Source organism: Rhodococcus sp. DMU2021 (genome assembly GCF_019641445.1).
Lineage (GTDB): Bacteria > Actinomycetota > Actinomycetes > Mycobacteriales > Mycobacteriaceae > Rhodococcus > Rhodococcus pyridinivorans.
This window is the reverse complement of sequence record NZ_JAIFKB010000001.1, coordinates 506,046-531,321: the sequence shown is the minus strand read 5'-3', so window position 1 is coordinate 531,321 and position 25,276 is coordinate 506,046. Positions and strand designations below refer to the sequence as shown.

Here is a 25,276-nt window from a genome sequence, read left to right as displayed (position 1 = left end):
AAATCGGCCGGTCCGATCCGGGATCGAGCGGTCAGATACCCCGTTCGATCACCGCGGCGGTGACGCGGTCGTCGATCGACGACACCGGGTTCTCCCGTGCCACCCAGGGGTCACCGTCGAAGTACTTCGCGAAGATCTTCTCGGCCGTGCGGGTGGCGATCGCCTGCGTCGTCAACGTCGGGTTCGGACCTCCGAGACTGTTGGCGAGCGCCGAGTTGTCGGCGACGAACAGTCTCTTCACCCACCGGGCCTCCGCGTCGGCGTCGAGCACCGAATCCCGGTCGCTCACTCCCATCCGCATGCTCGACTGCGAGTGCAGGATCAGCGGTGGCCAGTCGCAGCGATGCACCCTCTTCGCGCCCGCCGCTCTCATCAACTCGACGGCCTTGCGGGTCGCGTGGTCACGATTGCGGCGGGTACGCGCCGAGCGCCGACGATGCTGCACGGTCACCCGCGGCGCCAGACCTGCTTCGTCCGGGTACAGGATCGGCGAGAGCGTCACGCGGTTGTCCGGTTCGACGTCGTCGTCCGAGATGACGAGCGCCGCGAGGACCCGGTCGGCGTCGGCCATCGTATCGAGCAGGTCGCGTCCGACGAGCCTCCCCACGCTGTCGGCCCCCGCGGAATCGACGACGCCTCCGGCACGTCCGTACCCGTGGATGCCGGAGTCGCTGAAGTTCAGCGCGTACGCGATCAATGCCGGGGGCAGGCCGACCTGCTCGATCCCGCCGTAGCCGGGCAGATCGACGCGCGCGTTGGAACCCGGGCCGCGCGTCTGCCCGGTGTACTCGTCGAAGACGCCGAAGACCGCGTCCATGTGGTGGTCGGTGAGGCCGCGGCCGACCCAGCCGTTCGGATTCGGCAGCGCCGAGTTCAGCCACAATCGTGGGCTCTCGATGCACCCGGCCGCCAGCACCACCACCGGGGCGGTCGCTTCGTGCTCGTCCTCTCCCGTCGTGAACCGCACTCCGCGCGCCACGGTCTCCCCGTTCACCTGCTCGACGAGGATCTCGAAGACCACTGCATCGGCGATCAGGGTGACGGCACGCCCCTGGGGTGACCACGCGTCCGCGGTGAGCATCATCGGGACGTACGAATTGTCGGTGGAGCGTCTGGCCTTGAGATTCCGCGGCGCCCCCAGCGGCAGATGACAGCCCTGATAGCAGTGCCCGCACATCGTGCAGCCCCGCGCTTCGGGATGGTGCAGACGCGCACGGTCGCGGGTGCGGCCGGCGGTACCACCGGGTTGGAGGATCGCGTTCTGCTGTGCGCGGTGGGCGGCCACGGTGGTATCGAGCGAGGTCTGGTGTGGCAGACCCATGGCCGCTGCTCCCCGCAGGAACAACTGCTCCTTGGCGCCCATCGGGGCAGTCTGCACCGGCAGCGTGGCCTCCACCCACTCGTAGTAGGGACGCAGTTCGTCGTATCCGAAGGGGAACAGGTGCGCCGTGTCGTACATGTCGCGGTCGGCGCCGTCGTATCCGGAGAATACGCCGGGTGCCGCCCGCGGCGAGTTGCCGAAGAAGTGGAGCGTGGTGCCACCGACGCCGGATACCTGCCACACGAACGAATTCTGAGGCAGATCTCGGAGCCACGGCGTGCCCGAGCGGTCTCCCGGTCCGTGGCGGAACAGCCCGGTGATCGGATTGTTGAGGTCGTCCTCGAAATGGGTCCACTCGTTCTCCGGGTCGGCGAAGCGGGGACCTGCTTCGAGAACGAGCACGTCGAGCCCGCGCGCCGCGAGTTCCTTGGCCACGACGGGTCCGCCACCCCCGGCGCCGATGACGATGACGTCGGTCATCTATCCCTCCACCTCGTCGATTTCGCCGTAGTAGCCCAGGAACTCGTCCCACCCGTCACTCGGCCCTGCATAGCGGCTCAACTCCCAGCCGACCGGCCGCCCCGTGAGCTCGCGCCGAGTACGGTTGTACGCGGAGACCTCCGAGAACGCCGCGAAGGCCGCCAGTGTGGGAATCGCGTTGACCACGAATTTCAGCACCAGACCTTCGAAACGCGGGTCGGTGTCGAGCCATTCGAAGACCTGCGCCTTCGCGGCATGACTCAGGTTCGCGAACGGCGCTGCGAACGGACCACTCACCGAACGCGGGTCGGCGGTGACACCGAAAGTGTTGAGCAGCACCGCGATCGCCGCGGCGCCGGGCAGGTTGCCCGCCTCGGGTCCGAGCAGCGGCATCGGCGAGGCCTGGTCCAGGGTTCGCTCGAGGGATTCCGCGGTGCCGGCGGTGACGCCGCCGGGCCGGTCGGTCCACACACCCTGTTGGTGCGAGTACGGGTCGTTGCCGGGTGCGACGAACGCGAGCACCCCGTTGATCGTGTCGCGTACGGGCGGCGTCTCGTTCAGCGGACTCGCGTCGGCTTCGCTCGCGAGCACCCCTGCGGTGCCGATCAACGCCGCCATCGTCGCGGCCGTCCCGGCGAGAAAACGCCGCCTGTTCCAGTACCCGTGCTGCGGGTCGTCCACGTCGCCCCCTCGTCGTTGCCGTGGTGCAGCGTACGAGATGTCGTGGAACGATTGCGGAATGTCGTCCGGATCGTCCGGCGGGTCGCACGGACCGGTGGAGCGATCCACGGAAATCGGGTAGCTCGCTACCCGTGCCGTCCGCGCACGGGGCGTGCAGGATTCGAACACGGCCGATCGGTGCGACGGGGTGGGAATCATGTTGCAGAAGAAGAGGGAGAGCAACCGGTTCGCGTCCGTCCTGGAGACACTCCGAGGCCGGGACGATGCTCCTGCTGATCGTCCCGGCGACGAGCGTCGCGCCGACGTTCTTGCGCCGGCCTCGGACACGGCACCTGCCGGACTGCGCAATGCGACGCCTTCGCGATTGCACATCACCGACGCGGAACGGCCGGACGCTCGCGTGCGCACCGCTCGAACGTCGCGTACCGACCGACCCGCAGCGGCAGTGGCCCTGGGAGGCGCTGATCCGCCACGGATAGGTCGTCCCCCTCCGCGCCACAGCGGAGACACGTCTCGGCGGCACCAAGGCTCGTTCCCGCCGCCGTCTGCACACTGTCACGTTGTGGTGCATGCTCGTGACCAGCGTGGCGGTGCCGGTGGCGGCATTCGCCACTGGGCTGGTGAGGATCGCAGAGGCTCCCGTCGTCGGTGAACCGGTATCCGTGAGGACCGAAGTGCCGGACAACGACCTCCACGACTGCCGCCATCCGAGTTCGAGGATCTCGTCCCTGTACCGACGGTTCACCCCGCCGTGCCGGATCGGGGCGATCCTGTGAACGGATTCGAGCAGCGCACTACACAGCGGGAGGACCCATCGCGGTGAAACGGACCGCACCGGCAGCCGGATGCAGGACAATTTCGATAAGGCGAGCGCCCATCGAGAGGAGCCGTGATGAGCACGCCGAGGACGATCACAGGCGAAGTGAGCCCGGAGCGCGATTGCCCGAGCGACTCGTCGCTGGTGCGGTTGATCTACCACCGCAACTTCCTGCTCCCGATCGGTGAGGTCTGGGCGGCACTCACCGATTCGGAGAAGCTGGGCCGTTGGTACGGCACGTACATCGGCGACCCCGCTACGGGCCGTGTGCTCCTGACCATGACGGACGACCACGATTCGGCCACCACCTACGTCGACATCCTCCGGTGTTCTCCCCCCGAGGGATTCGCCGTCGACGTGGACGGGTGGCAGCTCGAGGTGGTGCTGCGTCAGGTCGGGAAGGTCACCACCCTCGAGTTCACACACCGGCACGTCCCGCGCTCGGAGGCCGGAGAGATCGGGCCGGGGTGGCAGTACTACCTCGACCGCCTCGACGCAGCACTGGCCGGCACCCGCCCGCCGTTGTGGGACGACTACCTCGACCTGGTCGACGAATACCGCTGACCGGCGCCTTTCGCTGCAGTGATCCGCCCGACGAGCACCACCGGAAATCTCCATCGACGAGTACCGCAGGCCGTACAAGGTGGACGAGGTCGCCAACGACCGGATCGAGGAGGTCTGGTTCACGGGCGTCCACTCCGACGTCGGCGGTGGATTCGAGGACTGCCGGAACAGACGAGCGCGACGGCGACGCCGACCCGGATGAGCCGCATCTGGTGGCTCATCGGACGAGGAACTCGTGAGATCCTCGGCGGGGCACGATCGCCCGAAGGACTGAAGATCCACGAGAGCGTCGAGCTCCGGGAGGACGGTCTGGCGACCCGGCTACGGAATCCGCACTGGGTCGATCCGGAGTGGTACACGCCGAAGCGCTACGACCTCGAGGTATCCGGCCATACGAACCGCCGGACCGCGCCGCTCCGCCCCCATCGGAGGTCTCGGCGCACCGGGGTCGGTCACAACTCCCGTGAACGCGACAGCTCCGCCGACCTCGCCCTGAGGTGGCGCCGCTCGGGTTCGGTACCGGCGAGCTCGAGCGCCCGCCGATACACTTCGGCCGCTTCACCTTTCCGGCCGACCCGAGCCAGCAACTCGGCTCGTGCCACCACGTACGGTCCGTAGTCGCGGATACTCGGCTCGTCGGCGAGTCCGTCGAGGAGTTCGAGTCCGGCCGCGGGCCCGTCGCGCATCGCGACCGCCACGGCGCGGTTCAGTGCGACGATCGGTGACGGGCTCAGGGCGGTCAGTACGTCGTAGAGGGCGACGATCTGCGGCCAGTCGGTGCTGTCGACGTCGCTCGCCTCGTCGTGCAACGCGGCTATCGCGGCCTGCACCCCGTACGGGCCGGGTGGTCGTCCGGTGAGTGCGGCGACCACCAGTGCGCTGCCCTCCTCGATCATCGCGCGGTCCCATCGGGTGCGGTCCTGCACGTCGAGCAGCATGACGGCGCCGGTCGGGTCGGTGCGTGCGTCCCGGCGGGCATGGACGAGCAGCATCAGCGCGAGCAACCCGCTCACCTCCCGTTCCGTCGGCATCAGACGGTGCAGGATGCGGGTGAGGCGGACCGCCTCCTCTGCGAGGGCGAGGCGTTGCAGATGTTCACCGCTGCTCGCGGCATAGCCCTCGGTGAAGATCGAGTACAGCGCCGCGAGCACCACCGGCAGGCGCTCCGGCAGCTCGTCCGGTCCGGGTACCCGGAACGGGATGCGGGCACCGCGGATCTTCTTCTTGGCCCGCACGATCCGCTGGGCCATCGTCGGCGACGGGACGAGGAAGGCCCGCGCGACCTCGTTCGTCGTGAGACCACCGAGGCAGCGCAGGATCAGCGCGACGCGGTCGTCCGCCGCGAGGGCGGGGTGGGCGCACGTGAAGAACAGTTCGAGGCGGTCGTCCGTCAGTTCTCCGGCATCGGGCGGTTCGTACGACGCGCGACGTTCGGTGTCGACGGCGAGTTCCGCCAGTCGCGTCGCATACACGCGGTCGCGGCGCACCCGATCCAGCGCTCGGCGCCTGGCCGTGGTGAGCAGCCAAGCGCCCGGACGCTCGGGCACACCGTCGACCGGCCAGTGCACGAGCGCCGCCTCGAGTGCCTCCGATGCGACCTCCTCGGCGAGGTCGAGGTCGCCGAAGCGATGGACGAGCGCGGCGAGGAGCCGGCCGTGTTCCTCGCGGAACACCGACTCGACGGCCGAGGCCGGCTCCCCCATCGCTCAGTCCCCGAAGTCGGCGATCGGCCGCACGACGACCGTGCCGCCGTCCCGCGATCCGGGACAGCGTGCCGCCCAGTCGAGTGCCTCGTCGAGGCTGCCGACGTCGATGACGTCGTATCCGCCGAGCACCTCGCGGCTCTCGCCGAACGGTCCGTCGGTCACCGTGCGTCGTCCGTCCCCGTCGACCTGCACGGTCGTCGCGGTGACGAGATCCTGCAAGGCGTGCCCGGACACGAGGACACCCGCGTCGCGCATCGCCTTCTCGTAGTCCTGCCAGTCCTCGACGGTGCAGGTGGCCTCGGCGGTCGTGGATGCGTAGATCAACAGCATGTACTTCATGGCGGTCGCTCCCGTCTGTGTGGTGTTCGTCCTACACCATCACGACGAACGGACACCTGCCGGATCGACGCCCGACGAGAGATTTTTTCTAACCGCTGTTGCGCAACGCCGTGGCGAGACCGTTCATCGTGATCTGGATACCGCGCCGGACACGGTCGGTGTCCTCACCGGCACGGAACCGGCGCAGCAACTCGACCTGCAGGTGGTTGAGCGGTTCGAGATACGGGAACCGGTTGTGCAGCGACCGCTCGAGCGCCGGATTATCCGCGACGAGCGAGTCGTAGCCCGTGATCTGCCGGTAGGCGTCGACTGTACGGGCGTGCTCGTCGACGATGCTGCCGAACACCCGCTCGCGCAGTTCGGTGTCCTCGACGAGTTCGGAGTACCGGGCGGCCAGGCCGAGATCGGACTTGGCGAGCACCTGCGCCATGTTCGACAGCACCGAACGGAAGAACGGCCAGCGACGGTAGAGATCCTGCAGGGTCGCCAACCGGTCCGGATCACCAGCCACCCAGTCCTGCACAGCCGTTCCCGTGCCGTACCAGCCGGGGAGCATCACGCGGCTCTGGGTCCACGAGAGCACCCACGGGATGGCCCGCAGGTCGCTGATCGCCTTCGTCTGCTTACGGGAGGCGGGACGGCTGCCGATGTTGAGGGCACCGATCTCCGAGACCGGCGTCGCGGTGGTGAAGTACTCGACGAATCCCGGTGTCTCGTGCACGAGTCGGCTGTACGCGGCGCGAGCGAGGTCGGCAAGTTCGTCGAGGATGCGGTAGGCCTCCGGCGCGTCCTTCCCGAGGCCTTCGACATCGAGCAAGCTCGACTCGAGGGTCGCCGAGACGAGCGCCTCGAGGTTGCGGCGGGCGAGCACCGGTTCGCGGTACTTCGCGGCGATGACCTCGCCCTGCTCGGTCAGACGCAACGAGCCCTGGACCGCGCCGGGAGGCTGGGCCAGGATGGCGTCGTAACTCGGTCCGCCACCGCGACCGACGGTGCCGCCGCGACCGTGGAACAGGCGCAGCCGGATCCCGGCGGTGCGCGCCGCCTCGACGAGATCGAGTTCCGCGCGGTAGAGCGCCCAGTTGGCGGTGAGATAACCGCCATCCTTGTTGGAATCGGAGTAGCCGAGCATGATCTCCTGCAGTCCGTCGTGTCCGTCGACGAGGCTGCGGAACTCGGGCACGGCGAGGGCGGCGGTCAGCGTGGCGGCACCGCCGCGCAGGTCGTCGATCGTCTCGAACAGCGGGATGACCTGCACCGTGCTGCGCGGATAGCCGCGGTCGAGGTCGAGCAGCCCGACCTCCTTGAGCAGGACCTCGACCTCGAGCAGGTCGGACACCGAGGTGCACATGCTGATGATGTAGTGCTCGATGGCGGCCGGTCCGATGCGACGGACCACGTCGGCGGCAGCACGCAGGATGCCCAGTTCCTTGGCTGTCTCGTCCGACAGGTGGGCGTCGGGGGTGGTGAGCGGGCGGCGGATCCGCAACTCCGCGGTGAGCAGCGCGACCTTGTCGTCCTCCGGCAGGTCGCGGTAGCGGTCGGTCACTCCCGCCCAGGAGAGCAGTTCGGCGACGACGTTCTCGTGGACCTCGGAATTCTGACGCAGGTCGAGTGGCGCGAGGTGGAAGCCGAAGACCTCGACGGCGCTGCGCAGGTGCGCGAGTCGATCGTCGGCGATCACGGTCGCTCCGCCGGCGCGCAGCGAGGCGTCGACGATGTTCAGGTCGGTGTGCAGGCGGGCCGGGGTGGCATAGGGCTCGCACGGGATACGCACCGTGTGGGGCAGATCCACGCCGGGCAGCAGCCTGCCCGCGGTGGCGGTGAGGCGAGCGCGGATACCGTGTACGGCGCGTCGGTACGGCTCGTCGCTGTGGGCGGGATTGTCGTCGCCCGAGTCGTCGGCGAGCTTCTTCAGGGCGCTGCTGATGGTCGCGGTGCGTTCGGACATCGACAGTTCGCGTTCGAGCGCGGCGAGTTCGGTGAGGTGATGTCGCAGCGCGGTCTCACAGGCGCGATTCGCGGCCGTGGTGACGACCTCGCCGTCGACGTTGGGGTTGCCGTCGCGGTCGCCGCCGATCCAGGTTCCCGGCCGGACCAGCGGTTCGGTGAGCACCGCCGCGTCGGGCCAGCGTCGCCGGAGTTCGCGTCGCACTTCGGCGTTGAGGGCGGGAACGACGTCGAACAGTGCGAGGTCGTAGTAGCGCAGACCGTTGTCGACCTCGTCGATGATCCTCAGGCGCGCGAGCCGGATGAGCGCGGTGTCCCAGAGGGTCAGGATGTGCCGGTACAGGGCGCGGTCGATTTCCTCGAGCGCGGCGGGTTCGTCGGTCCTCTCCCGGCGCCGCATGAGTTCGGTGACGGCGGTCTGGACGTCGAAGACGGTGCGTCGGCGGGTCTCGGTGGGATGAGCGGTGATGACGGGGGCGACGAGAGCCGACGCGAGCGCGTCGGTCACGGTGTCGGCATCGAGGCCCGGACCGGCGGCGTCGAGCTTGGCGTAGGTGGCGGCGAGGCTACTGTCCTGCGGTGGGTCGCCTGCGCGCACGTGCAGGGCTCGACGTCGTTCGCGGTGCAGATCCTCGGCGAGATTGGCGAGCAGACCGAAATGGCTGAACGCCCGGGCGACGGGAATCAGGTCGTCGGTGGCGACGCCGGCGAAGCGTTCGGCGAGTTCGGTGCGGTCGATCTCGGAGCGCCGGATCCGGAAACTCTCCACCCGGGCCGATTCGACCAGGTCGAAGGTCTCGGGTCCTGCCTGCTCACGGATGACGTTGCCGAGGATGCCGCCGAGCAGGCGGATGTCCTCGCGGAGGGGTTCGGTAGCAGAGGCAGGCACAGTGTCCGTCATACGGCCAGTATCTGTGCCCGGCGGCCGGGGCGCGACCGCGGCAGCGTCCGTGCACGTGCGGGGATCAGCTGAACTTGATCTGCAGTCCGATGCCGAGGATCGAGATCACCCAGATGATGCCGGTGAAGACGGTGAGACGGTCGAGGTTCTTCTCCGCCACCGTCGAGCCCGAGAGATTGGACTGGACTCCGCCACCGAACAGGCTGGACAGACCACCGCCCTTACCGCGGTGCAGCAGCACCAGCAGGATGAGCAACAGGCTCGTGACGATCAGGAGGATGTCCAGGAACAGTTCCATGTCGGTGTTCGATGTCCTTCGGATGGTGGGCGACGTCGGCGTCAGCTTACCCGCTCGTCCTGTGAGGACGCTGCGGGTGTGCCGGGGACGCCGGGTGGGCGAAATGCGGGCGGGGTGCAGCATCTCGTCGAGATCCTGCACCCCGCCCGATGCCGGTCGCTCTAGAGGAGCGGACCGCCTGCGGCGATCGCCGACAGCTGAGCGAATTCGTCGGCCTTGAGGGAGGCGCCTCCCACGAGGCCGCCGTCGACGTCGGTCTGAGCGATGAGCTCACCGACGTTCTTGGCGTTGACCGACCCGCCGTACAGGACTCGGACCGATGCCGCGACCTCGGGCGAGGCCAGTTCGGCGAGGGTGCTGCGCACCGCGGCGCACACCTCCTGTGCGTCGGCCGCCGAAGCGACCTTGCCCGTGCCGATGGCCCAGACCGGCTCGTACGCGACGACGATCTTTGCGATCTCGTCGGCGGACAGGCCGGCGAGCGAGTTCTTCAACTGCTCGACGTTGTACTCGACGTGGTTGCCGGCTTCGCGGACGTCGAGTCCTTCGCCGATGCACACGATCGGAGTGAGACCGTGCCGCAGCGCGGCCTTGGTCTTGTCGCGGACGATCTCGTCGGTCTCACCGTGCAGGGTGCGACGCTCGGAGTGCCCGACGATCACGTAGGTGCAGCCGAGCTTCGCGAGCATCGCGCCGGAGATCTCGCCGGTGTAGGCGCCGGAGTCGTGGACCGATATGTCCTGGGCTCCGTAGGTGATGCCGAGCTTGTCGCCCTCGACGAGGGTCTGCACCGAGCGGATGCCGGTGAACGGCGGGATGACCGTCACGTCGACCTTCTCGAGGTACTTCTCGGGAAGGGTGAACGCGATCTTCTGCACCAGGGCGATGGCCTCGAGGTGGTTGAGGTTCATCTTCCAGTTGCCCGCGATGAGCGGTGTCCGTGCCATGACCGTCAGCCCTCCAGAACTGCGATGCCGGGCAGTTCCTTGCCCTCGAGGTACTCGAGGGAGGCGCCACCACCGGTGGAGATGTGGGAGAAGCGGTCCTCACCGAGTCCGAGCGACCGCACGGCCGCAGCGGAGTCGCCGCCACCGACGACGCTGAACGCGCCCTTGCCGGTGGCCTCGATGATCGCTTCCGCTACACCCTTCGTGCCCGCCGCGAAGTTCTCGAACTCGAACACGCCCATCGGGCCGTTCCAGAACACCGTCTTCGCCGAGCCGAGGAGCGAGGCGAAGCGCCGCACGGACTCCGGTCCGATGTCGAGGCCCATCCATCCGTCGGGGATGGAGTCGGCCGCGACGGTCTGCGACTGTGCGTCGGCCGCGAACTTGTCGGCCACCACCACGTCCTGAGGGATGTGGATGACGTCGCCGAAGCGTTCGAGCAGTTGCTTGCAGGTGTCGATCATCGACTCCTCGAGCAGCGACGTGCCGACCGAGTAGCCCTGTGCCGCAAGGAAGGTGAAGCACATGCCGCCACCGATTACGAGCGTGTCGACCTTGGGTGCGAGCGCCTCGATGACCCCGAGCTTGTCGGAGACCTTCGAGCCGCCGAGCACCACGGCGTACGGACGCTCGGTGTCGGTGGTGAGCTTGGCGAGCACGTCGACCTCGGCCGCGACGAGACCACCCGCGTAGTGCGGGAGCAGCGTCGCGACGTCGTAGACCGACGCCTGCTTGCGGTGCACGACACCGAAGCCGTCGGAGACGAATGCGCCGTCGTCGCCGACGAGCTCGACGAGCTCACGGGCGAAGGCGAGCCGCTCGGCATCGTCCTTGCTGGTCTCGCGAGCGTCGAAGCGGACGTTCTCGAGCAGGAGGATGTCGCCGTCGGTCAGCCCTTCGGAACGCGCCAGCGCATCCTGGCCGACGACGTCGGAGGCGAGCTGGACGTTGCGGTCGAGCACCTCACCGAGTTTCGCTGCGACGGGCGCGAGCGAGTACTTCGGATCCGGCTCGCCCTTGGGGCGGCCGAGGTGCGCGGTCACGACGACCTTGGCCCCGGCCTCCGCGAGCGTGCGGATGGTGGGCGCGGACGCGAGGATGCGGCCGGCGTCGGTGATCGTGTCGCCGTCGAGCGGGACGTTGAGGTCGGAGCGCACGAGTACGCCCCGACCCTCCACACCTGCGTCGAGCAGATCCTCGAGGGTCTGAACTGCCACTGTTCAAATGTCCTGTTCTACGAGTTTCAAAGAGACTTGCCGACGAGACCGACGAGGTCGGCAAGACGATTCGAGTAGCCCCACTCGTTGTCGTACCACGAGACGACCTTGACCTGCTCGTCGATGACCTTGGTCAGAGGCGCGTCGAAGATCGACGAGTGCGGGTCGGTGACGATGTCCGAGGACACGATCGGATCGGTGTTGTACTTCAGGATGCCCTTCAGCGGACCCTCCGCGGCAGCCTTCAGTGCGGCGTTGACCTCATCGGCGGTGGCCTTCTTGGTGAGGGTCGCGGTGAGGTCGGTGACCGAGCCGGTCGGGACCGGGACGCGCAGCGCGTAGCCGTCGAGCTTGCCGAGCAGCTCGGGGAGCACGAGGCCGATGGCCTTGGCGGCGCCTGTGCCGGTGGGGACGATGTTCAGGGCGGCAGCGCGGGCGCGACGCAGATCCTTGTGCGGTCCATCCTGCAGGTTCTGGTCCTGGGTGTACGCGTGGATCGTGGTCATCAGGCCCTTCTCGATGCCGAACTCGTCGTTCAGCACCTTGGCGAGGGGGCCGAGGCAGTTCGTGGTGCACGAGGCGTTGGAGATGATGTTCTGCGTGCCGTCGTACTTGTCGTGGTTGACGCCCATGACGATGGTGATGTCCTCGTCGGTGGCAGGCGCCGAGATGATGACCTTCTTGGCGCCGGCGTCGATGTGCCCCTTCGCCTTGGCGGCGTTGGTGAAGATGCCGGTGGACTCGACGACGACGTCGACACCGAGGTCGCCCCACGGAAGAGCGGAGGGGCCCTCCTTGATCGAGAGGGCCTTGATCTTCCGATCGCCGACGACGATGTCGTCGCCCTCGACATGCACGTCCTTGTCGAGGCGCCCCAGGATCGAGTCGTACTTCAGGAGCGTCGCGAGGGTGTCGTTGTCGGTGAGGTCGTTGACGGCAACGATCTCGATGTCGGTGGTGCCGAGTGCCTTCTGTGCCTCGACCGCCCGGAAGAAGTTGCGCCCGATGCGTCCGAATCCGTTCACGCCTACGCGGACAGTCACAATGAAGCTCCTTTGCCCAGTATTCCGATGGTCGTACTTGTGTGACCTTCACCCTAGTGGGGTTCGGTCGTACTGTGGGGAGCCGCCCGGCCGTGGCGCGAACTCCCTTGCAAGCCTGCCCCGCTATGCCTCGTCCAGCAACTCAGCGGTGACGGCCGACTCCGTATCGGGGATCCCGAGTTCCTTCGCGCGACGATCCGCCATCGACAGCAGGCGGCGGATCCGTCCCGCGACGGCGTCCTTGGTCATCGGCGGATCGGCGAGCTGGCCGAGCTCCTCGAGGGACGCCTGACGGTGCTGCACGCGCAGCGCGCCGGCGGCAGCGAGGTGGTCGGGCACGTCGGCGCCGAGGATCGCCAGCGCCCGCTCGACCCGCGCGGCGGCCGCCACGGCGGCGCGTGCGGACCGGCGCAGATTGGCGTCGTCGAAGTTGGCGAGGCGGTTCGCGGTCGCCCGCACCTCCCGGCGCATGCGGCGCTCCTCCCAGACCAGCCGGGTGTCCTGCGCGCCCATGTGGGTGAGCAGCGCGCCGATGGCCTCGCCGTCGCGGATCACCACCCGGTCGGCGCCGCGCACCTCACGCGCCTTGGCAGTGACGCCGAGCCGGCGGGCGGCGCCGACGAGCGCGAGGGCGGCCTCCGGGCCGGGGCAGCTCACCTCGAGCGCCGAGGAACGGCCCGGTTCGGTGAGCGAGCCGTGGGCGAGAAACGCCCCGCGCCACGCCGCGGCGGAGTCGGAGACGCTGCCGCCGACCACCTGTGCCGGCAGTCCGCGCACCGGTCGTCCGCGACCGTCGAGCAGACCGGTGCGGCGGGCCAGCGCCTCACCGTCCTTCCCGACACGGACGATGTACCGGGAGCTCTTGCGCAGACCACCCGCGCCGAGCACCTGAATCTCCGCGGGATAGCTGTAGAGCTCGAAGATCTCGCGGCGGAGGCGACGTGCGATCGATCCGAGGTCGACCTCGGCCTCGACGACCACTCGCCCGGCGACGATGTGCAATCCCCCGGCGAAGCGCAGGAGGGCGGACACCTCGGCCTTGCGGTTGCTGATCCTGGTGACCGACAACCTGCTCAGCTCGTCCTTGACCTCCGCTGTCATTGCCACGAGACGCTCTCCCTCCCACCCCCGCGTGTGGCACGGACTCCACCGCGCGAGGACAGACATGTTTCCAGTGCCCCCGCCAACTTGGCGGGGTCGTGTCGATGCGTACCGGTCTCGGCGACGTCGACGAACGAGACGTCCGCTCCGAATCGGGCCGCGGACCGGCTCAGGTGCTCGCGCTCGCGTCCTTCCGGTACCGAGGCAGCATCCACGACGACCTGGTCGACACGGAAATCGGGGGCGTGCTGGGCGAGAACGTGCAGGTGGCGTTCCGCGGAGAAGCCTGCGGTCTCCCCCGGTTCCGCCGCGAGGTTGAGCACGAGGACCTTGAGCGCCGTCGTGTGGACCAGCGCCTCGTGCAGGTCCGGGACGAGCACGTGCGGGATGACGCTCGAGAACCAGGATCCCGGGCCGAGCACCACGAGATCGGCCTCGCACACCGCGTCGAGCGCAGGCGGGCAGGCCGGCGGATCGGCGGGAATCAGCCGGACCCGGCGCACCTTGCCCGGGGTGGTCGCCACCGCGACCTGCCCCCGGATGCAGCGGCTCACCCGCGGGTCGGATTCGAGTCCCGACACGTCGGCCTCGATGTCGAGCGGGATCGGCGACATGGGCAGCACACGGCCGCGCACGTCGAGGACGCGGGCGAGCATGTCGAGGGCGGTGACGGTGTCGCCCGCGACCTCGGCGAGCCCGGCGAGGATCAAGTTGCCGACCGAGTGCCCGGCGAGGGCGCCCGTGCCCCCGAAGCGGTGTTGGACGGTCTCGGTCCACACCCGGACCTCGTCGTCGCGGCCGGCGAGCGCTGCGAGCGCCATGCGCAGGTCGCCGGGTGGGACGACGCCGAGTTCGGCGCGCAGCCGTCCCGAGGACCCTCCGTCATCGGCGACGGTCACCACGGCGGTGACCCGGTCGGTGAGGCGCCGGACGGCACTGAGCGTCGCGTACAGGCCGTGTCCGCCACCGAGAGCAGTGATCGCGGGGCCGGGCACCGCCCCGGAGCTCGGAGCGCTCTCGGAGTACGGCGTGCTGTCGGAGTCGGGAGTCTCGGCGGCGTTCACTCGCGCCCCAGATCCCGGTGCACCACGTTCACCGTCAGATCCGGTGCCTGCTCGAGGCGTGCAGCGAGGGCCTCGGCCATCGCCACGCTCCGGTGTTTCCCTCCGGTGCAGCCCACTGCAATCGTCATGTAGCGCTTCCCCTCCCGACGGTAACCGGCGGTCGTCAGATCGAGCAGCCGGTGATAGGTGGCGAGATAGTCCTCGGCACCGTCGCGGGAGAGTACATAGTCGCGCACCGCCGCGTCCTGCCCGGTGTGCGGCCGCAATTCGGCGATCCAGTGGGGGTTCGGCAGGAACCGCACGTCGCACACGACGTCGGAGTCCATGGGCAGGCCGTACTTGAAGCCGAACGACTCCACGGTCACCCGGATGGTGTCGGATGTCGCGTCGCCGAAGGCCGCCTCGATCTTGCGACGCAGATCGGGCCCGGACAGCGCGGACGTGTCGATGACGAGGTCGGCCGCGGCCTTCACGGGAGCGAGCTGCTCGCGTTCGACGGCGATGCCGTCGGTGAGCGTGCGATCGGCCGTGTCGGACTGCAGCGGATGACTGCGGCGTACCTGCTCGAACCGCCGGACGAGCACCGAGTCGGCCGCTTCGAGGAACAGCACCCGGGTGTTGACCGGGCGGGCCGCCAGATCGGTGACGACGCGTTCGAGGTCGCCGGTGAACAACCGGCTGCGCACGTCCATCACCACGGCGAGACGTTGCAGCGGAGGTTCGGCCTGCACCGCGAGATCGATCATCGACAGCACCAACTGGGGCGGGAGGTTCTCCGCGACGTACCACCCGAGATCCTCGAGGGCGGTCGCCGCAGTACTCAGTCCGGCTCCGGACAGTCCGGTGACGACGATGACCTCGGCCTGCGCCGGCCGTTCACCGTCGACACCCTGTTCCGAACCGTCCGCCATCCCCGGGATCCGACCCACTTCGGTCACTGTTCCGACTCCGCTCGTACTCCCGACACGCCGACGGAGCCATCATCGCCTACCGGCGTGTCGCCCGCATCCGCGGCCGTCGGGGCGTCGGTGTCCTGCGGCGACTCGGCCGGAGCCGGTACGTCGCCCCGCAGCGCCTCGAGGACGGCTTTCGCCGTGGCCTGCCCGATCCCGGGCACCGCGGTGATCTCCTCGACGCTCGCCTCGCGTAGCCGCGCGACCGACCCGAAGTGGGTGACGAGCGCCTTGCGTCGGGTGTCGCCGAGACCACGAACCCCGTCGAGAGCGGAGGCGGTCATGCGCTTCGACCGCTTGCTGCGGTGGTAGGTGATCGCGAAACGGTGTGCCTCGTCGCGGATACGTTGCAGCAGGTACAGCGACTCGCTGGTGCGCGGAAGGATCACCGGGTCCTCCTCCCCCGGCACCCACACCTCCTCGAGACGCTTCGCGAGCCCGACGACCGCGACATCCGTGATACCGAGTTCGTCGAGGACCTCGGCCGCGGCCGCGACCTGCGGCGCACCACCGTCGACGACGAACAGATTCGGCGGGTAGGCGAACCTGCGCGGACGGCCCGTCGCCGGGTCCAGTGCTGCTTCGGGCGCGAGGTCCCCGCCGTCGCCACCCTCCGGAACGGATCCGTCCGAATCGGCCTGTCGGGCGAGGTCGCGGTTGTGGCGGAGGAAACGCCGGCGGGTGACCTCGGCGATCGAGGCGACGTCGTCGGAGTGCCCGTCGCCCGCGGCGTGCTTGATGGCGTAGTGCCGGTAGTCGGACTTGCGGGGCAGTCCGTCCTCGAAGACGACCAGCGATGCGACGACGTCGGTGCCCTGCACGTGGCTGATGTCGACACACTCGATACGCAGCGGCGCCGAGTCGAGGTCGAGGGCGTCCTGGATACCCTGCAACGCCGCCGATCGGGCATTGAAGTCGCCCGCGCGCCGCAGCTTGTGCTGGGCAAGTGCTTCCTTGGCGTTGCGTTCGACCGTGTCGGCCAGTGCCTTCTTGTCGCCGCGCTGCGGGATGCGCAGACGCACGGGACCGCCGCGCAGACGCCCGAGCCAGCGGCTCATCTCATCCGGGTCGGGCGGCAGGGCGGGGACGAGCACCTCGCGCGGCACGGCACTGGTGGCGTCCGCGTCGTCGGTGCCGAGCGCGGCCTCCTCGCCGTAGAACTGGGTGAGGAACTGTTCGACGAGCAGCGAGAGTTCTTCGGCGTCGTCGGTCCCCTCGGCGGCCTCGACGCCTTCGACGTCGCGGTCCTCGGGACGGTCGAGCACGTCGCCGGACTTCTCGACGACCCAGCCGCGTTGACCCCGCACGCGACCGCCGCGCACGTGAAAGACCTGGACGGCCACCTCGAGGTCGTCGCCGGCGAACGCCACGAGGTCGGCGTCGGTACCGTCGCCGAGCACGACGGCCTGCTTCTCGAGTGCCTTGCGCAGTGCCCCGAGATCGTCGCGCAGGCGGGCTGCGGTCTCGAAGTCGAGTTCCTCCGCGGCGGCCTGCATCCGCTTCTCGACATCGCGGACGAGTTTGTCGGTGCGACCGGCGAGGAAGTCGCAGAAGTCCTCGACGATGCGGCGGTGTTCGTCGGCGGAGACGCGTCCGACACACGGCGCGGAGCATTTGTCGATGTAGCCGAGCAGGCACGGGCGGCCGATCTGCGCGTGCCGCTTGAAGACCCCGGCCGAGCACGTGCGCGACGGGAACACCCGCAGCAACAGGTCGAGGGTCTCGCGGATCGCCCAGGCATGCGAGTAGGGACCGAAATAGCGCACGCCCTTGCGGCGCGGCCCCCGGTAGACGAACAGACGGGGGTATTCCTCGTTCAACGTGACCGCGAGCATCGGGTACGTCTTGTCGTCGCGGTAGCGGACGTTGAACCGCGGATCGAACTCCTTGATCCAGTTGTACTCGAGTTGGAGTGCCTCGACCTCGGTGCGCACCACCGTCCACTCGACCCGGCCCGCGGTGGTGACCATCTGACGGGTGCGCGGATGCAGCGAGGCGATGTCGGCGAAGTACGAGTTCAGGCGGGACCGGAGATTCTTCGCCTTGCCGACGTAGACGACCCGGCCGTGCGGGTCGCGGAACTTGTAGACCCCCGGCTCCGTGGGAATGGAACCGGGGGCTGGGCGATATGTCGAGGGGTCGGGCACAGGTCCAGGCTAGTCGTCGCCCCTGACGGCTCCGCCGTCGTCGTCGCCCCTGACGGCTCCGCCGTCGTCGTGGCGCCTGACGGCTCCGCCGTCGTTGTTGTCGCTGACGGCTCCGCCGGTGTAGCGGGACTCCAGTTCGCGGAAACCCTCGAGCGCGTCCACGGCGCGTTCCCCGTCGCGCGCCTGGATGGCGACGACGGGCACGTACTCGTCGAACGGCAGTTCGAGGCGGGCCCAGGGGGCGCCCTGGTCGAAGAACAGCCCGCGCACGTCGGTCCACGGGATGTGTCGTTCGGCGACCACGTTGCGGACGGAGACGCCGTCGGCACCCGCCCGCAGCCGTGGGCGGGTGAACAGCAGGACGCCTCCGGTGAGCACGACACCGATGGCGAGGATCGCGATCTGGTCGACGACCCGCAGGTTCACGCCGGTGTCGCCGCCCCCGCGGAGCACGAGCGCCGCGAAGATGTGGATGGCCATGACGACGACCGCCGCCACGACGACCCAGCGCCGCATCTTCTCCGGGCGTACCTCGAGATCCCAGCCGGTCTCGTCGCGGGTCAACGCGCCGCCTTCCGCAGCCGCCGCAGGGTCACGGCGGTGTCGAGCGCGGCCGCGCAGGCCTGGCCGCCCTTGTCTTCCGCGGAGCCGGGCAGACCGGCGCGGTCGCGGGCCTGCTGTTCGGTGTCGGTGGTGAGAACACCGTTGCCCACGGGGGTGCCCTCGTCGAGCGCGATCCGGGTGAGGCCGTAGGTCACGGCGTCGCACACGTACTCGAAGTGCGGTGTGCCGCCGCGGATCACCACGCCGAGCGCGACGACCGCGTCGTGGGTGCGGGCGAGCTGCTGCGCGACGACGGGAAGCTCGATCGCTCCGGCGACCCGCTCGAGGGTGACGTCGGTGACACCCGCCTGCTCGGCGACACGCTGTGCGCCGGCGATGAGGGCGTCGGAGATCTCGGTGTGCCAGCTGCCGGCGACGATCGCAAGGCTCAGCCCTGCGGCGTCGGCGAGCTGCAGGTCGGGCAGGCCTTCGCCGCTCATCAGGCGTCTCCCTCGTCGAACTCGTCGAGACCGATCAGGTCGTGGCCCATGCGATCGCGCTTCGTGCGCAGGTACGAGATGTTCTCGCGGTTCGCGCGCAACGGCATCGGGACACGTTCGGTGATCTGCAGGCCGTAGCCGTCGAGACCGACGCGCTTGGCCGGGTTGTTGGTCAGCAGCCGCATCGACGAGATACCGAGGTCGACGAGGATCTGAGCGCCGATGCCGTAGTCGCGGGCGTCGGCGGGCAGGCCGAGTTGCAGGTTGGCATCGACGGTATCGGAGCCGGAGTCCTGCAGCTGGTAAGCCTGCAGCTTGTGCATCAGGCCGATGCCGCGTCCCTCGTGGCCACGCATGTAGAGCACGACGCCGCGGCCTTCCTCGGCCACCATCTCGAGGGCGGCGTCGAGCTGCGGACCGCAGTCGCAGCGCAGCGACCCGAAGACGTCGCCGGTCAGGCATTCGGAGTGCACACGCACGAGCACGTCGGAGCCGTCGCCGTCCGGGCCGGCGATGTCGCCGCGGACGAGCGCGACGTGTTCGACGTCGTCGTAGATGCTCTGGTAGCCGACGGCCGTGAAGTCGCCGTGCCGGGTGGGGATGCGGGCCTCGGCGACGCGCACGACGTGCTTCTCGTGCTTGCGGCGCCATGCGATGAGATCCGCGATCGAGATCAGGGCGAGTTCGTGTTCGTCGGCGAAGACCCGCAGTTCGTCGGTGCGCGCCATCTCGCCTTCGTCCTTCTGCGAGACGATCTCGCAGATGACGCCGGCCGGTCGCAGGTCGGCCATGCGCGCGAGGTCGACGGCGGCCTCGGTGTGCCCGGGCCGGCGCAGGACGCCGCCCTCCTTGGCGCGCAGCGGCACCACGTGACCGGGACGCGTGAAGTCCTGGGCGGTGGAGTTCGGGTCGGCGAGCAGCCGCATGGTGGCGGCGCGGTCGGACGCGGAGATACCTGTGCCGATGCCTTCCCTCGCGTCGACGGTGACCGTGTAGGCGGTGCCGTGCTTGTCCTGGTTGACGCTGTACATGGGAGGCAGCCCGAGACGGTCGCAGTCCTCGCCGTCCAGGGGCACGCACAGGTACCCGGACGTGTAGCGGACCATGAACGCCACGAGTTCCGGCGTTGCCTTCTCCGCGGCGAAGATGAGGTCGCCCTCGTTTTCACGGTCTTCGTCGTCGACCACGACGACCGCCTTACCGGCGGCGATGTCGGCGACCGCGCGCTCGATGGTGTCGAACCTCGTCACTTCCCTGGACTCCAACTCTCGTATCCGGACGACTCGTGCTCCGCGTCCACTGTCGATCTCCACAGTACGACGCGTCAGCGCGCGTTCTGCAGGCGCTCCACGTACTTGGCGATCACGTCGACCTCGAGGTTGACGAGGGTGCCCGGCTCGGCGGTGCCGAGCGTCGTCAGCGACAGGGTGGTCGGAATGAGCGAGATCTCGAACCACTCCTGTCCGCGTTCCCCTCCGAGACCCGAGACCGTCAACGAGACACCGTCGACGGTGATCGATCCCTTTTCGACGACGTAGCGGGAGATTTCGGCCGGGAGCGAGATGCGCACCACAGTCCAGTTCTCCGAGGGTGTGCGGGAGACGACGGCTCCGGTGGCGTCGACGTGGCCCTGCACGAGGTGGCCGCCGAGGCGACTGTTCAGCGCGGCGGCGCGTTCGAGGTTGACGGAGCTGCCGAGCGTGAGCTGTCCGAGCGACGACCGGTTCAGCGTCTCCTGCATTACATCGGCGGTGAAGGACCCGCCGTCGAGGACGTCGACGACCGTCAGGCACACCCCGTTGACCGCGATCGAATCGCCGTGCTCGGCGTCGGAGGTGACCAGCGGTCCGCGCACGGTGAAGCGTGCCGAGTCGGCGAGGTCCTCCTTCGCGACGATCTCACCGAGTTCCTCGACTATGCCGGTGAACATGTTCCGCTCCTTAGCTCCCGATCCGCGACCGGGTCCGATTCGGTTGTCCCGGTCCGGGACGAGTGTCAGTTGTCCCGGTCCGGGACGAGTGTCAACAGAATGTCCGAGCCGACGGTCTCGACCCGTTCCCGGCGGAACCGTAGCGCGTCGGAGATCGTGCCCACCCCGGCGTCCTCGACGGCGGCCTCGCCGGCTCCGAGCACGACGGGCGCCAGGTATGCCTGGATGCGGTCGACGCAGCCCGCTGCGAGGAAGGCGCCCGCGAGCCGGGGGCCGCCTTCGAGCAGCACGTCGGGTCGGTCGCCGAGCGCGTCGAGCACCTCCCCGATGTCGTGGGTGCGCAACACCAGCGTCGGCGCCGCGTCATCGAGAACTCTTGCGGAGGTGGGGATCTCACGCATACCGATAACGACCCTCAGCGGCTGGTGCGGCGCGAGTTCGCCGTCGGGCAGACGGGCGGTCAACCACGGGTCGTCGGTGAGGACGGTGCCGGTTCCGACGATGATGGCGTCGAGCCGGCTGCGCTGGTCGTGCACGCGCGCACGCGACTCGGGACCGGAGATCCACTTGCTCGTGCCGTCGGCGGCCGCGCTGCGACCGTCCATCGACGCGGCGTACTTCCACGTCACGTGCGGCCGGCCGGTGTGTTGCCGGTGCAGCCATGCCCGCAGCGGGCCGCGGGCGACGGTCTCGGCACCGAGACCGGGATGCACCGTGATGCCCGCGGCGCGGAGGGTGTCGGCGCCTCCCCCGGCGACGGGATTCGGATCGGCGACGGAGTAGTACACCGTCGCGATCCCCGCCTCGATGAGGGCCTGCGCGCACGGGCCGGTGCGGCCGGTGTGGTTGCACGGTTCGAGGGTGACGACGGCGGTTCCGCCGCGCGCGCGTTCGCCCGCGGCCTCGAGTGCCCGGACCTCCGCGTGTGGACCGCCGGGTGGTGCGGTGGCCCCGACACCTGCCACCGCGCCGTCCGCGTCGAGGATCACCGCTCCGACAGGCGGGTTGGGGCTGGTCGTGCCCCGCACGGCCTCCGAGGCGTCGAGCGCGAACTGGAGGGCTTCGGCGATCTCGGGTGCGGTCACGGCGCGAGCGTCAGGTGCGGGGACGCAGCCCCGGCCTGCGCCCGCAGTTTGCGGACCGCCTCACCGGGATCGGCGGCGCCGTAGACGGCAGACCCGGCGACGAAGCAGTCCACACCGGCTTCCGCGGCGGCCTCGATGGTGTCGGTGTTGATGCCACCGTCGATCTCGACGAGCAGACGCAGTTCACCCGAGTCGACCAGGCGACGCACCTGACGGGCCTTGTCGAGGACGTCCGGGATGAAGGACTGACCACCGAAGCCCGGCTCGACACTCATCACGAGCAGCGTGTCGAACTCCTTCAGGATCCCGAGATAGGGCTCGATGGGGGTGCCGGGCTTGACGGACAGCCCGGCCTTGCCGCCGGCCGCGCGGATGTCGCGGGCCACGGCGACCGGGTCGTCGGTCGCCTCCGCGTGGAAGGTGACGTTGTGGGCACCGGCTTCGGCGTAGGGCGGAGCCCATCGACCGGGGTTCTCGATCATCAGGTGACAGTCGAGCGGGATGTCGGTCGCCTTCAGCAGCGACTCGACGACCGGGAGACCGAGCGTCAGGTTCGGAACGAAATGGGCGTCCATGACGTCGACGTGGAGCCAGTCGGCACCGGCGACGGCCTGCGCCTCGTCGGCGAGACGAGCGAAATCCGCGGACAGGATGGACGGAGCGATCATCGGGTGGGCCACAACCGACGAGTCTAGTCGGCGCCCTCCACCGGGTCGGACCTGCGTCGCACCCGCCGCACGCAGCCGAACCCGGCCGGGAATCTCCGATCTCGGGCGCATTGGTGCCACCAAGTGGCCGCAATACCCGGAAGGCTGGCAGTCACCTACGAACTTGAGGATCATCGTGACCGATCTCCATCACCGCGAATCCCTCCCTCCCCGTCCGGACGGATCGAACACCGTCGACACCTTCCTGATCTCCGACGGAGCAACCGAACTCGTCGACTTCCTCGTCGCCGTCTTCGAGGCCGAGGAGGTGCCCGAAGCGCGCACCCTCGACCACGACGGGCTCCTCCTCCACTCGGAGGTGCGGGTCGGCGACTCCGTGCTCGTGGTCGCCGACCGGAAACCGGACTGGCCCTTCACCCCCGCCTTCGTACGGGTCCACGTGCACGACGTCGATGCCGTCCTCGAACGCGCCACGCAGCACGGCGCGGCGATCGTCACACGGCCTACGGACTTCTTCGGCGATGTCCTCGCCCGGTTCTCGGATCCGTCCGGCAATCTCTGGTGGATCCAGCGGCACGATCCCGGCGCCGACACATCCGCGTGGACGGACGATGCGGCAGCGGACGAGTCGCCGGACTGGTCGCACATCGCGAGTCCGGAACTCGGGTACATCCACTCGACACTCACCGAAGCCGTTCGTACCCTGCGGGATCCACGGTCTCGCGCGGTGTGACCGGCGGTCGCCGGACCGGCGCCGCGGGTCGTCAGACCAGGCGGGCGAGGGCGTCAAAACGATCGATGTCCTCGCGGTGGCAGACGTGGCTTCCGGCGGTGAGCAGTGCCGCGGTGCCGCAGGCGATCCCGAGAGCAAGCGCGTCCCGCAACGATCGTTCCTGCAGCAGTCCGACGACGAGTCCGGCGACCATGCTGTCGCCGGCGCCGACGGCGCTGCGCACCTTGGCCGCCAGGGCCGGCACCCGCACGGCCTCGTCGGCGGTCACCATGATCGCCCCGTCTGCGCCGAGCGAGACGACCACGATCTCCGTGACACCGGAGGTGACGAGTTCGCGCGCGGCCGCGATCTGCTCATCGTCGGTGGCCAGCTCCCGCCCGGTCCACTCGCACAACTCGTCCAGGCTCGGTTTGACGAGGTAGACACCCGAATCGATGCTGGTCAGCGCATCGCCCGACGAGTCGAGGACGAACCGCGCGCCGGCCTCGTGCGCCGCCGCCGCGATGCGTCGGACGAAGGTGCCGGGTACACCGGGCGGGAAGCTGCCGCTCGCCACCACGTACTTCGCGCCTTCGGCGACCTTCTCGAGTGTCGCGAGGCAGCGTTCCTGCTCCTCGTCCGTCAGCTCGGGACCGGGTGTGACGAAACGGTATTCCTGACCGCTGCGACGGTCGATCGCCGTGAAGCACTCTCGGGTGGACCCGGTGATCGGGACGATGTGTTCCTCGACGTCGTCGTCGTCGAGCAGACCGCTCATCTGTTCACCTCGCGCACCACCGGCCGGATAGACGGCGGCGGCCGAGGCACCGAGCACGCGCGCGACCTTCGCGACGTTCACTCCTCCCCCGCCGGCGTCGTAGAACGGTTCGTCGCAGCGGAGCTTGCGGGTGGGCACCACCGCGTCGGTGAAGGTCGTGACGTCGAGTGCCGGGTTCATGGTCAGGGTGACGATCTCGGGCATGACCGGAACCCTATTCGGCCCCGGCCGGCCGCGCGCGGAACTGCATCACGCCGCCGCCCGGTGCTTGCGCTTCTTCGCCCGGCCCTTGCTGCGACTCGCCACGGCGGAGCCGAGCATCAGCAGACGCATGGACCGCGCGGCGGCGTCGACGAGCAGGTCGTGACCGTTGGCGACGGCGTCCTCGAGGCGCATCGGGACGGGGATGATCGACGCAATCGCGCCGATTCCGACGTCGTGGACGTCGCGCGCCCCCTCGCCGAGCGACCCGGCGATGGCGAGCACCGGCACCCCGGCGCGCTGGGCGCGGCGGGCGACCTCCGCGGGCACCTTGCCGCGCGGGGTCTGGACGTCGATGCTGCCCTCGGCGGTGATGATCAGATCGGCGCGCGCGATCAGGGAGTCGAGATCGATACCGGACAGGCCGCTGTCGAGCAGCACGTCGAACCGGGAGGCGATCCGGGCGCCGATGCCCGCGGCCAGACCGGCACCGAGGCCGCCTGAGGCGCCGGTGCCCGCCCCGAACCGCACATCCAGCCCGTGTGCCCGCCCGTCCCGTCCGAGCACCTTCGCCCAGCGCTCCAGAGCGGCGGACAGCTCCTCGACCTGCGCGGGTGTCGCGCCCTTCTGCGGGCCGAAGACCCGAGCGACACCGGTCGGCCCACACAGGACGTTGTGGACGTTGCAGGCCAGGACGATCTCGGTGTCGGCGAGCGCCGGGTGCAGATCGTCGAGATCGAGACGCGCGGCGCGCGCGAGGTGCCGTCCCCCGTCGGGCAGTTCGTGGCTGTCGGCGTCGAGGATCCGGGCGCCGAGTGCTCGCAGTGCCCCGGCTCCGCCGTCGCTGGTGCCCGAGTCGCCGCAGCCGATGACGATGCGGCGGATGCCGTCGTCGAGTGCCGCGGCAACGAGTTCACCGACCCCGCGGGTGGTGGTGGCACCGGGATCACGGCGATCGGTGGGCACGAGACGAAGGCCGGCGGCCGAGGCCATCTCGACGACCGCCGTCCCGCGGGTGACACCACCGAGACGCGCCCAGCTCGCCCGCACCGGCTCGCCGACGGGACCGGTCACGGTGACCGGGACGAGCGTGCCGCCGGTGGCCTCGGCAAGGATCTCGGCGGTGCCCTCCCCACCGTCCGGAACAGGCACGAGGTCGACGGCGGCGCACGGCAGAGCCCGGCGGACTCCCGCACCGATCGCAGCGGCGACGCTGCGCGCATCGAGACTCTCCTTGAAACCGCTGGGTGCGACGAGCACGCGATGAGGAACCTTCAAAGCCATGACGACTCCGATCGTGAAACGGGACAGACCGTGGAACGGGACAACG

The 25,276-nt window shown here is 69.3% G+C and carries 24 protein-coding genes; 3 read left to right on the top strand and 21 right to left on the bottom strand.

The genetic code is table 11. From position 1 onward, the window contains the following. Positions 1 to 31: 31 nt before the first annotated feature. Complete coding sequence (locus K3M35_RS02515) at positions 32 to 1,801, bottom strand: GMC family oxidoreductase N-terminal domain-containing protein (protein WP_220665934.1); 1,770 nt, start codon at positions 1,799 to 1,801, stop codon at positions 32 to 34. After that, positions 1,802 to 2,482, bottom strand: a complete 681-nt coding sequence (locus tag K3M35_RS02510; RefSeq protein WP_230809435.1) for a twin-arginine translocation signal domain-containing protein — start codon at positions 2,480 to 2,482, stop codon at positions 1,802 to 1,804. Between the two features lie 892 nt (positions 2,483 to 3,374). Between K3M35_RS02510 and K3M35_RS02505 the strand changes: the two genes are divergently transcribed. After that, entirely contained in the window at positions 3,375 to 3,863 is a 489-nt protein-coding gene (locus K3M35_RS02505; RefSeq protein WP_019289288.1) for an SRPBCC domain-containing protein, read from the top strand. Between the two features lie 46 nt (positions 3,864 to 3,909). Then, positions 3,910 to 4,065, top strand: a complete 156-nt coding sequence (locus tag K3M35_RS26835) for a phospholipase effector Tle1 domain-containing protein (protein WP_094980519.1) — start codon at positions 3,910 to 3,912, stop codon at positions 4,063 to 4,065. 250 nt (positions 4,066 to 4,315) lie between these two features. On the opposite strand, the gene K3M35_RS02495 is transcribed toward K3M35_RS26835, so the two are convergent. The 17 genes from K3M35_RS02495 to rpe form a co-directional block, all read right to left on the bottom strand. Continuing rightward, positions 4,316 to 5,566, bottom strand: coding sequence for an RNA polymerase sigma factor (locus tag K3M35_RS02495; protein WP_220665933.1), 1,251 nt, complete (start codon positions 5,564 to 5,566; stop codon positions 4,316 to 4,318). A gap of 3 nt (positions 5,567 to 5,569) precedes the next feature. Then, the gene (locus K3M35_RS02490) at positions 5,570 to 5,908 is read right to left on the bottom strand and encodes a YciI family protein (RefSeq protein ID WP_220665932.1); all 339 of its coding nucleotides are present in this window, start codon (positions 5,906 to 5,908) and stop codon (positions 5,570 to 5,572) included. Between the two features lie 88 nt (positions 5,909 to 5,996). Next, on the bottom strand, positions 5,997 to 8,759 hold the full coding sequence (gene ppc, locus K3M35_RS02485; RefSeq protein ID WP_064060302.1) for a phosphoenolpyruvate carboxylase: 2,763 nt from the start codon (positions 8,757 to 8,759) through the stop codon (positions 5,997 to 5,999). A gap of 64 nt (positions 8,760 to 8,823) precedes the next feature. After that, positions 8,824 to 9,057: a preprotein translocase subunit SecG gene (secG, locus tag K3M35_RS02480; protein ID WP_006551479.1), complete on the bottom strand. Its 234-nt coding sequence runs from the start codon at positions 9,055 to 9,057 to the stop codon at positions 8,824 to 8,826. A gap of 161 nt (positions 9,058 to 9,218) precedes the next feature. Next, positions 9,219 to 10,004 carry a triose-phosphate isomerase gene (gene tpiA, locus K3M35_RS02475; protein WP_033096619.1) on the bottom strand — a complete coding sequence of 262 codons (786 nt, stop codon included), beginning with the start codon at positions 10,002 to 10,004 and terminating at the stop codon, positions 9,219 to 9,221. 5 nt (positions 10,005 to 10,009) lie between these two features. Beyond that, the gene (gene pgk, locus K3M35_RS02470) at positions 10,010 to 11,221 is read right to left on the bottom strand and encodes a phosphoglycerate kinase (RefSeq protein WP_006551477.1); all 1,212 of its coding nucleotides are present in this window, start codon (positions 11,219 to 11,221) and stop codon (positions 10,010 to 10,012) included. Positions 11,222 to 11,247: 26 nt separating this feature from the next. Then, positions 11,248 to 12,264 carry a type I glyceraldehyde-3-phosphate dehydrogenase gene (gene gap, locus K3M35_RS02465; protein WP_006551476.1) on the bottom strand — a complete coding sequence of 339 codons (1,017 nt, stop codon included), beginning with the start codon at positions 12,262 to 12,264 and terminating at the stop codon, positions 11,248 to 11,250. A 123-nt stretch (positions 12,265 to 12,387) separates the two neighbouring features. Next, complete coding sequence (gene whiA / locus K3M35_RS02460; protein ID WP_006551475.1) at positions 12,388 to 13,371, bottom strand: DNA-binding protein WhiA; 984 nt, start codon at positions 13,369 to 13,371, stop codon at positions 12,388 to 12,390. Beyond that, positions 13,362 to 14,429, bottom strand: coding sequence for a uridine diphosphate-N-acetylglucosamine-binding protein YvcK (gene yvcK, locus K3M35_RS02455; RefSeq protein WP_033096618.1), 1,068 nt, complete (start codon positions 14,427 to 14,429; stop codon positions 13,362 to 13,364). Before yvcK ends, whiA begins: the two co-directional genes overlap by 10 nt. Next, complete coding sequence (gene rapZ / locus K3M35_RS02450; protein WP_006551473.1) at positions 14,426 to 15,340, bottom strand: RNase adapter RapZ; 915 nt, start codon at positions 15,338 to 15,340, stop codon at positions 14,426 to 14,428. The genes yvcK and rapZ overlap by 4 nt, the downstream gene beginning before the upstream one ends. A gap of 23 nt (positions 15,341 to 15,363) precedes the next feature. Then, positions 15,364 to 17,529, bottom strand: a complete 2,166-nt coding sequence (uvrC, locus tag K3M35_RS02445) for an excinuclease ABC subunit UvrC (RefSeq protein WP_220665931.1) — start codon at positions 17,527 to 17,529, stop codon at positions 15,364 to 15,366. Positions 17,530 to 17,538: 9 nt separating this feature from the next. Then, positions 17,539 to 18,093, bottom strand: a complete 555-nt coding sequence (locus K3M35_RS02440; RefSeq protein ID WP_220665930.1) for a PH domain-containing protein — start codon at positions 18,091 to 18,093, stop codon at positions 17,539 to 17,541. Next, positions 18,090 to 18,572, bottom strand: coding sequence for a 6,7-dimethyl-8-ribityllumazine synthase (ribH, locus tag K3M35_RS02435; protein WP_006551470.1), 483 nt, complete (start codon positions 18,570 to 18,572; stop codon positions 18,090 to 18,092). The genes K3M35_RS02440 and ribH overlap by 4 nt, the downstream gene beginning before the upstream one ends. Beyond that, the gene (locus K3M35_RS02430; RefSeq protein ID WP_006551469.1) at positions 18,572 to 19,822 is read right to left on the bottom strand and encodes a bifunctional 3,4-dihydroxy-2-butanone-4-phosphate synthase/GTP cyclohydrolase II; all 1,251 of its coding nucleotides are present in this window, start codon (positions 19,820 to 19,822) and stop codon (positions 18,572 to 18,574) included. Before K3M35_RS02430 ends, ribH begins: the two co-directional genes overlap by 1 nt. 74 nt (positions 19,823 to 19,896) lie before the next feature. Then, positions 19,897 to 20,502 (bottom strand): riboflavin synthase, encoded by a 606-nt coding sequence (locus K3M35_RS02425; RefSeq protein WP_024100797.1) that lies wholly within the window; start codon positions 20,500 to 20,502, stop codon positions 19,897 to 19,899. A gap of 65 nt (positions 20,503 to 20,567) precedes the next feature. Next, on the bottom strand, positions 20,568 to 21,587 hold the full coding sequence (ribD, locus tag K3M35_RS02420; RefSeq protein ID WP_024100796.1) for a bifunctional diaminohydroxyphosphoribosylaminopyrimidine deaminase/5-amino-6-(5-phosphoribosylamino)uracil reductase RibD: 1,020 nt from the start codon (positions 21,585 to 21,587) through the stop codon (positions 20,568 to 20,570). Next, positions 21,584 to 22,267, bottom strand: coding sequence for a ribulose-phosphate 3-epimerase (gene rpe, locus K3M35_RS02415; protein ID WP_006551466.1), 684 nt, complete (start codon positions 22,265 to 22,267; stop codon positions 21,584 to 21,586). Before rpe ends, ribD begins: the two co-directional genes overlap by 4 nt. A gap of 163 nt (positions 22,268 to 22,430) precedes the next feature. Here rpe and K3M35_RS02410 point away from each other — a divergent pair, with 163 nt between their 5' ends. Beyond that, the gene (locus K3M35_RS02410; protein ID WP_071934888.1) at positions 22,431 to 22,988 is read left to right on the top strand and encodes a glyoxalase/bleomycin resistance/extradiol dioxygenase family protein; all 558 of its coding nucleotides are present in this window, start codon (positions 22,431 to 22,433) and stop codon (positions 22,986 to 22,988) included. A gap of 31 nt (positions 22,989 to 23,019) precedes the next feature. Here K3M35_RS02410 and K3M35_RS02405 read toward each other — a convergent pair whose 3' ends face one another. Together K3M35_RS02405 and K3M35_RS02400 are read right to left on the bottom strand one after the other, a co-directional pair. After that, on the bottom strand, positions 23,020 to 23,949 hold the full coding sequence (locus tag K3M35_RS02405) for a 1-phosphofructokinase family hexose kinase (RefSeq protein WP_006551464.1): 930 nt from the start codon (positions 23,947 to 23,949) through the stop codon (positions 23,020 to 23,022). 45 nt (positions 23,950 to 23,994) lie between these two features. Further along, entirely contained in the window at positions 23,995 to 25,230 is a 1,236-nt protein-coding gene (locus K3M35_RS02400) for a glycerate kinase (RefSeq protein WP_220665929.1), read from the bottom strand. Positions 25,231 to 25,276: the final 46 nt, after the last annotated feature.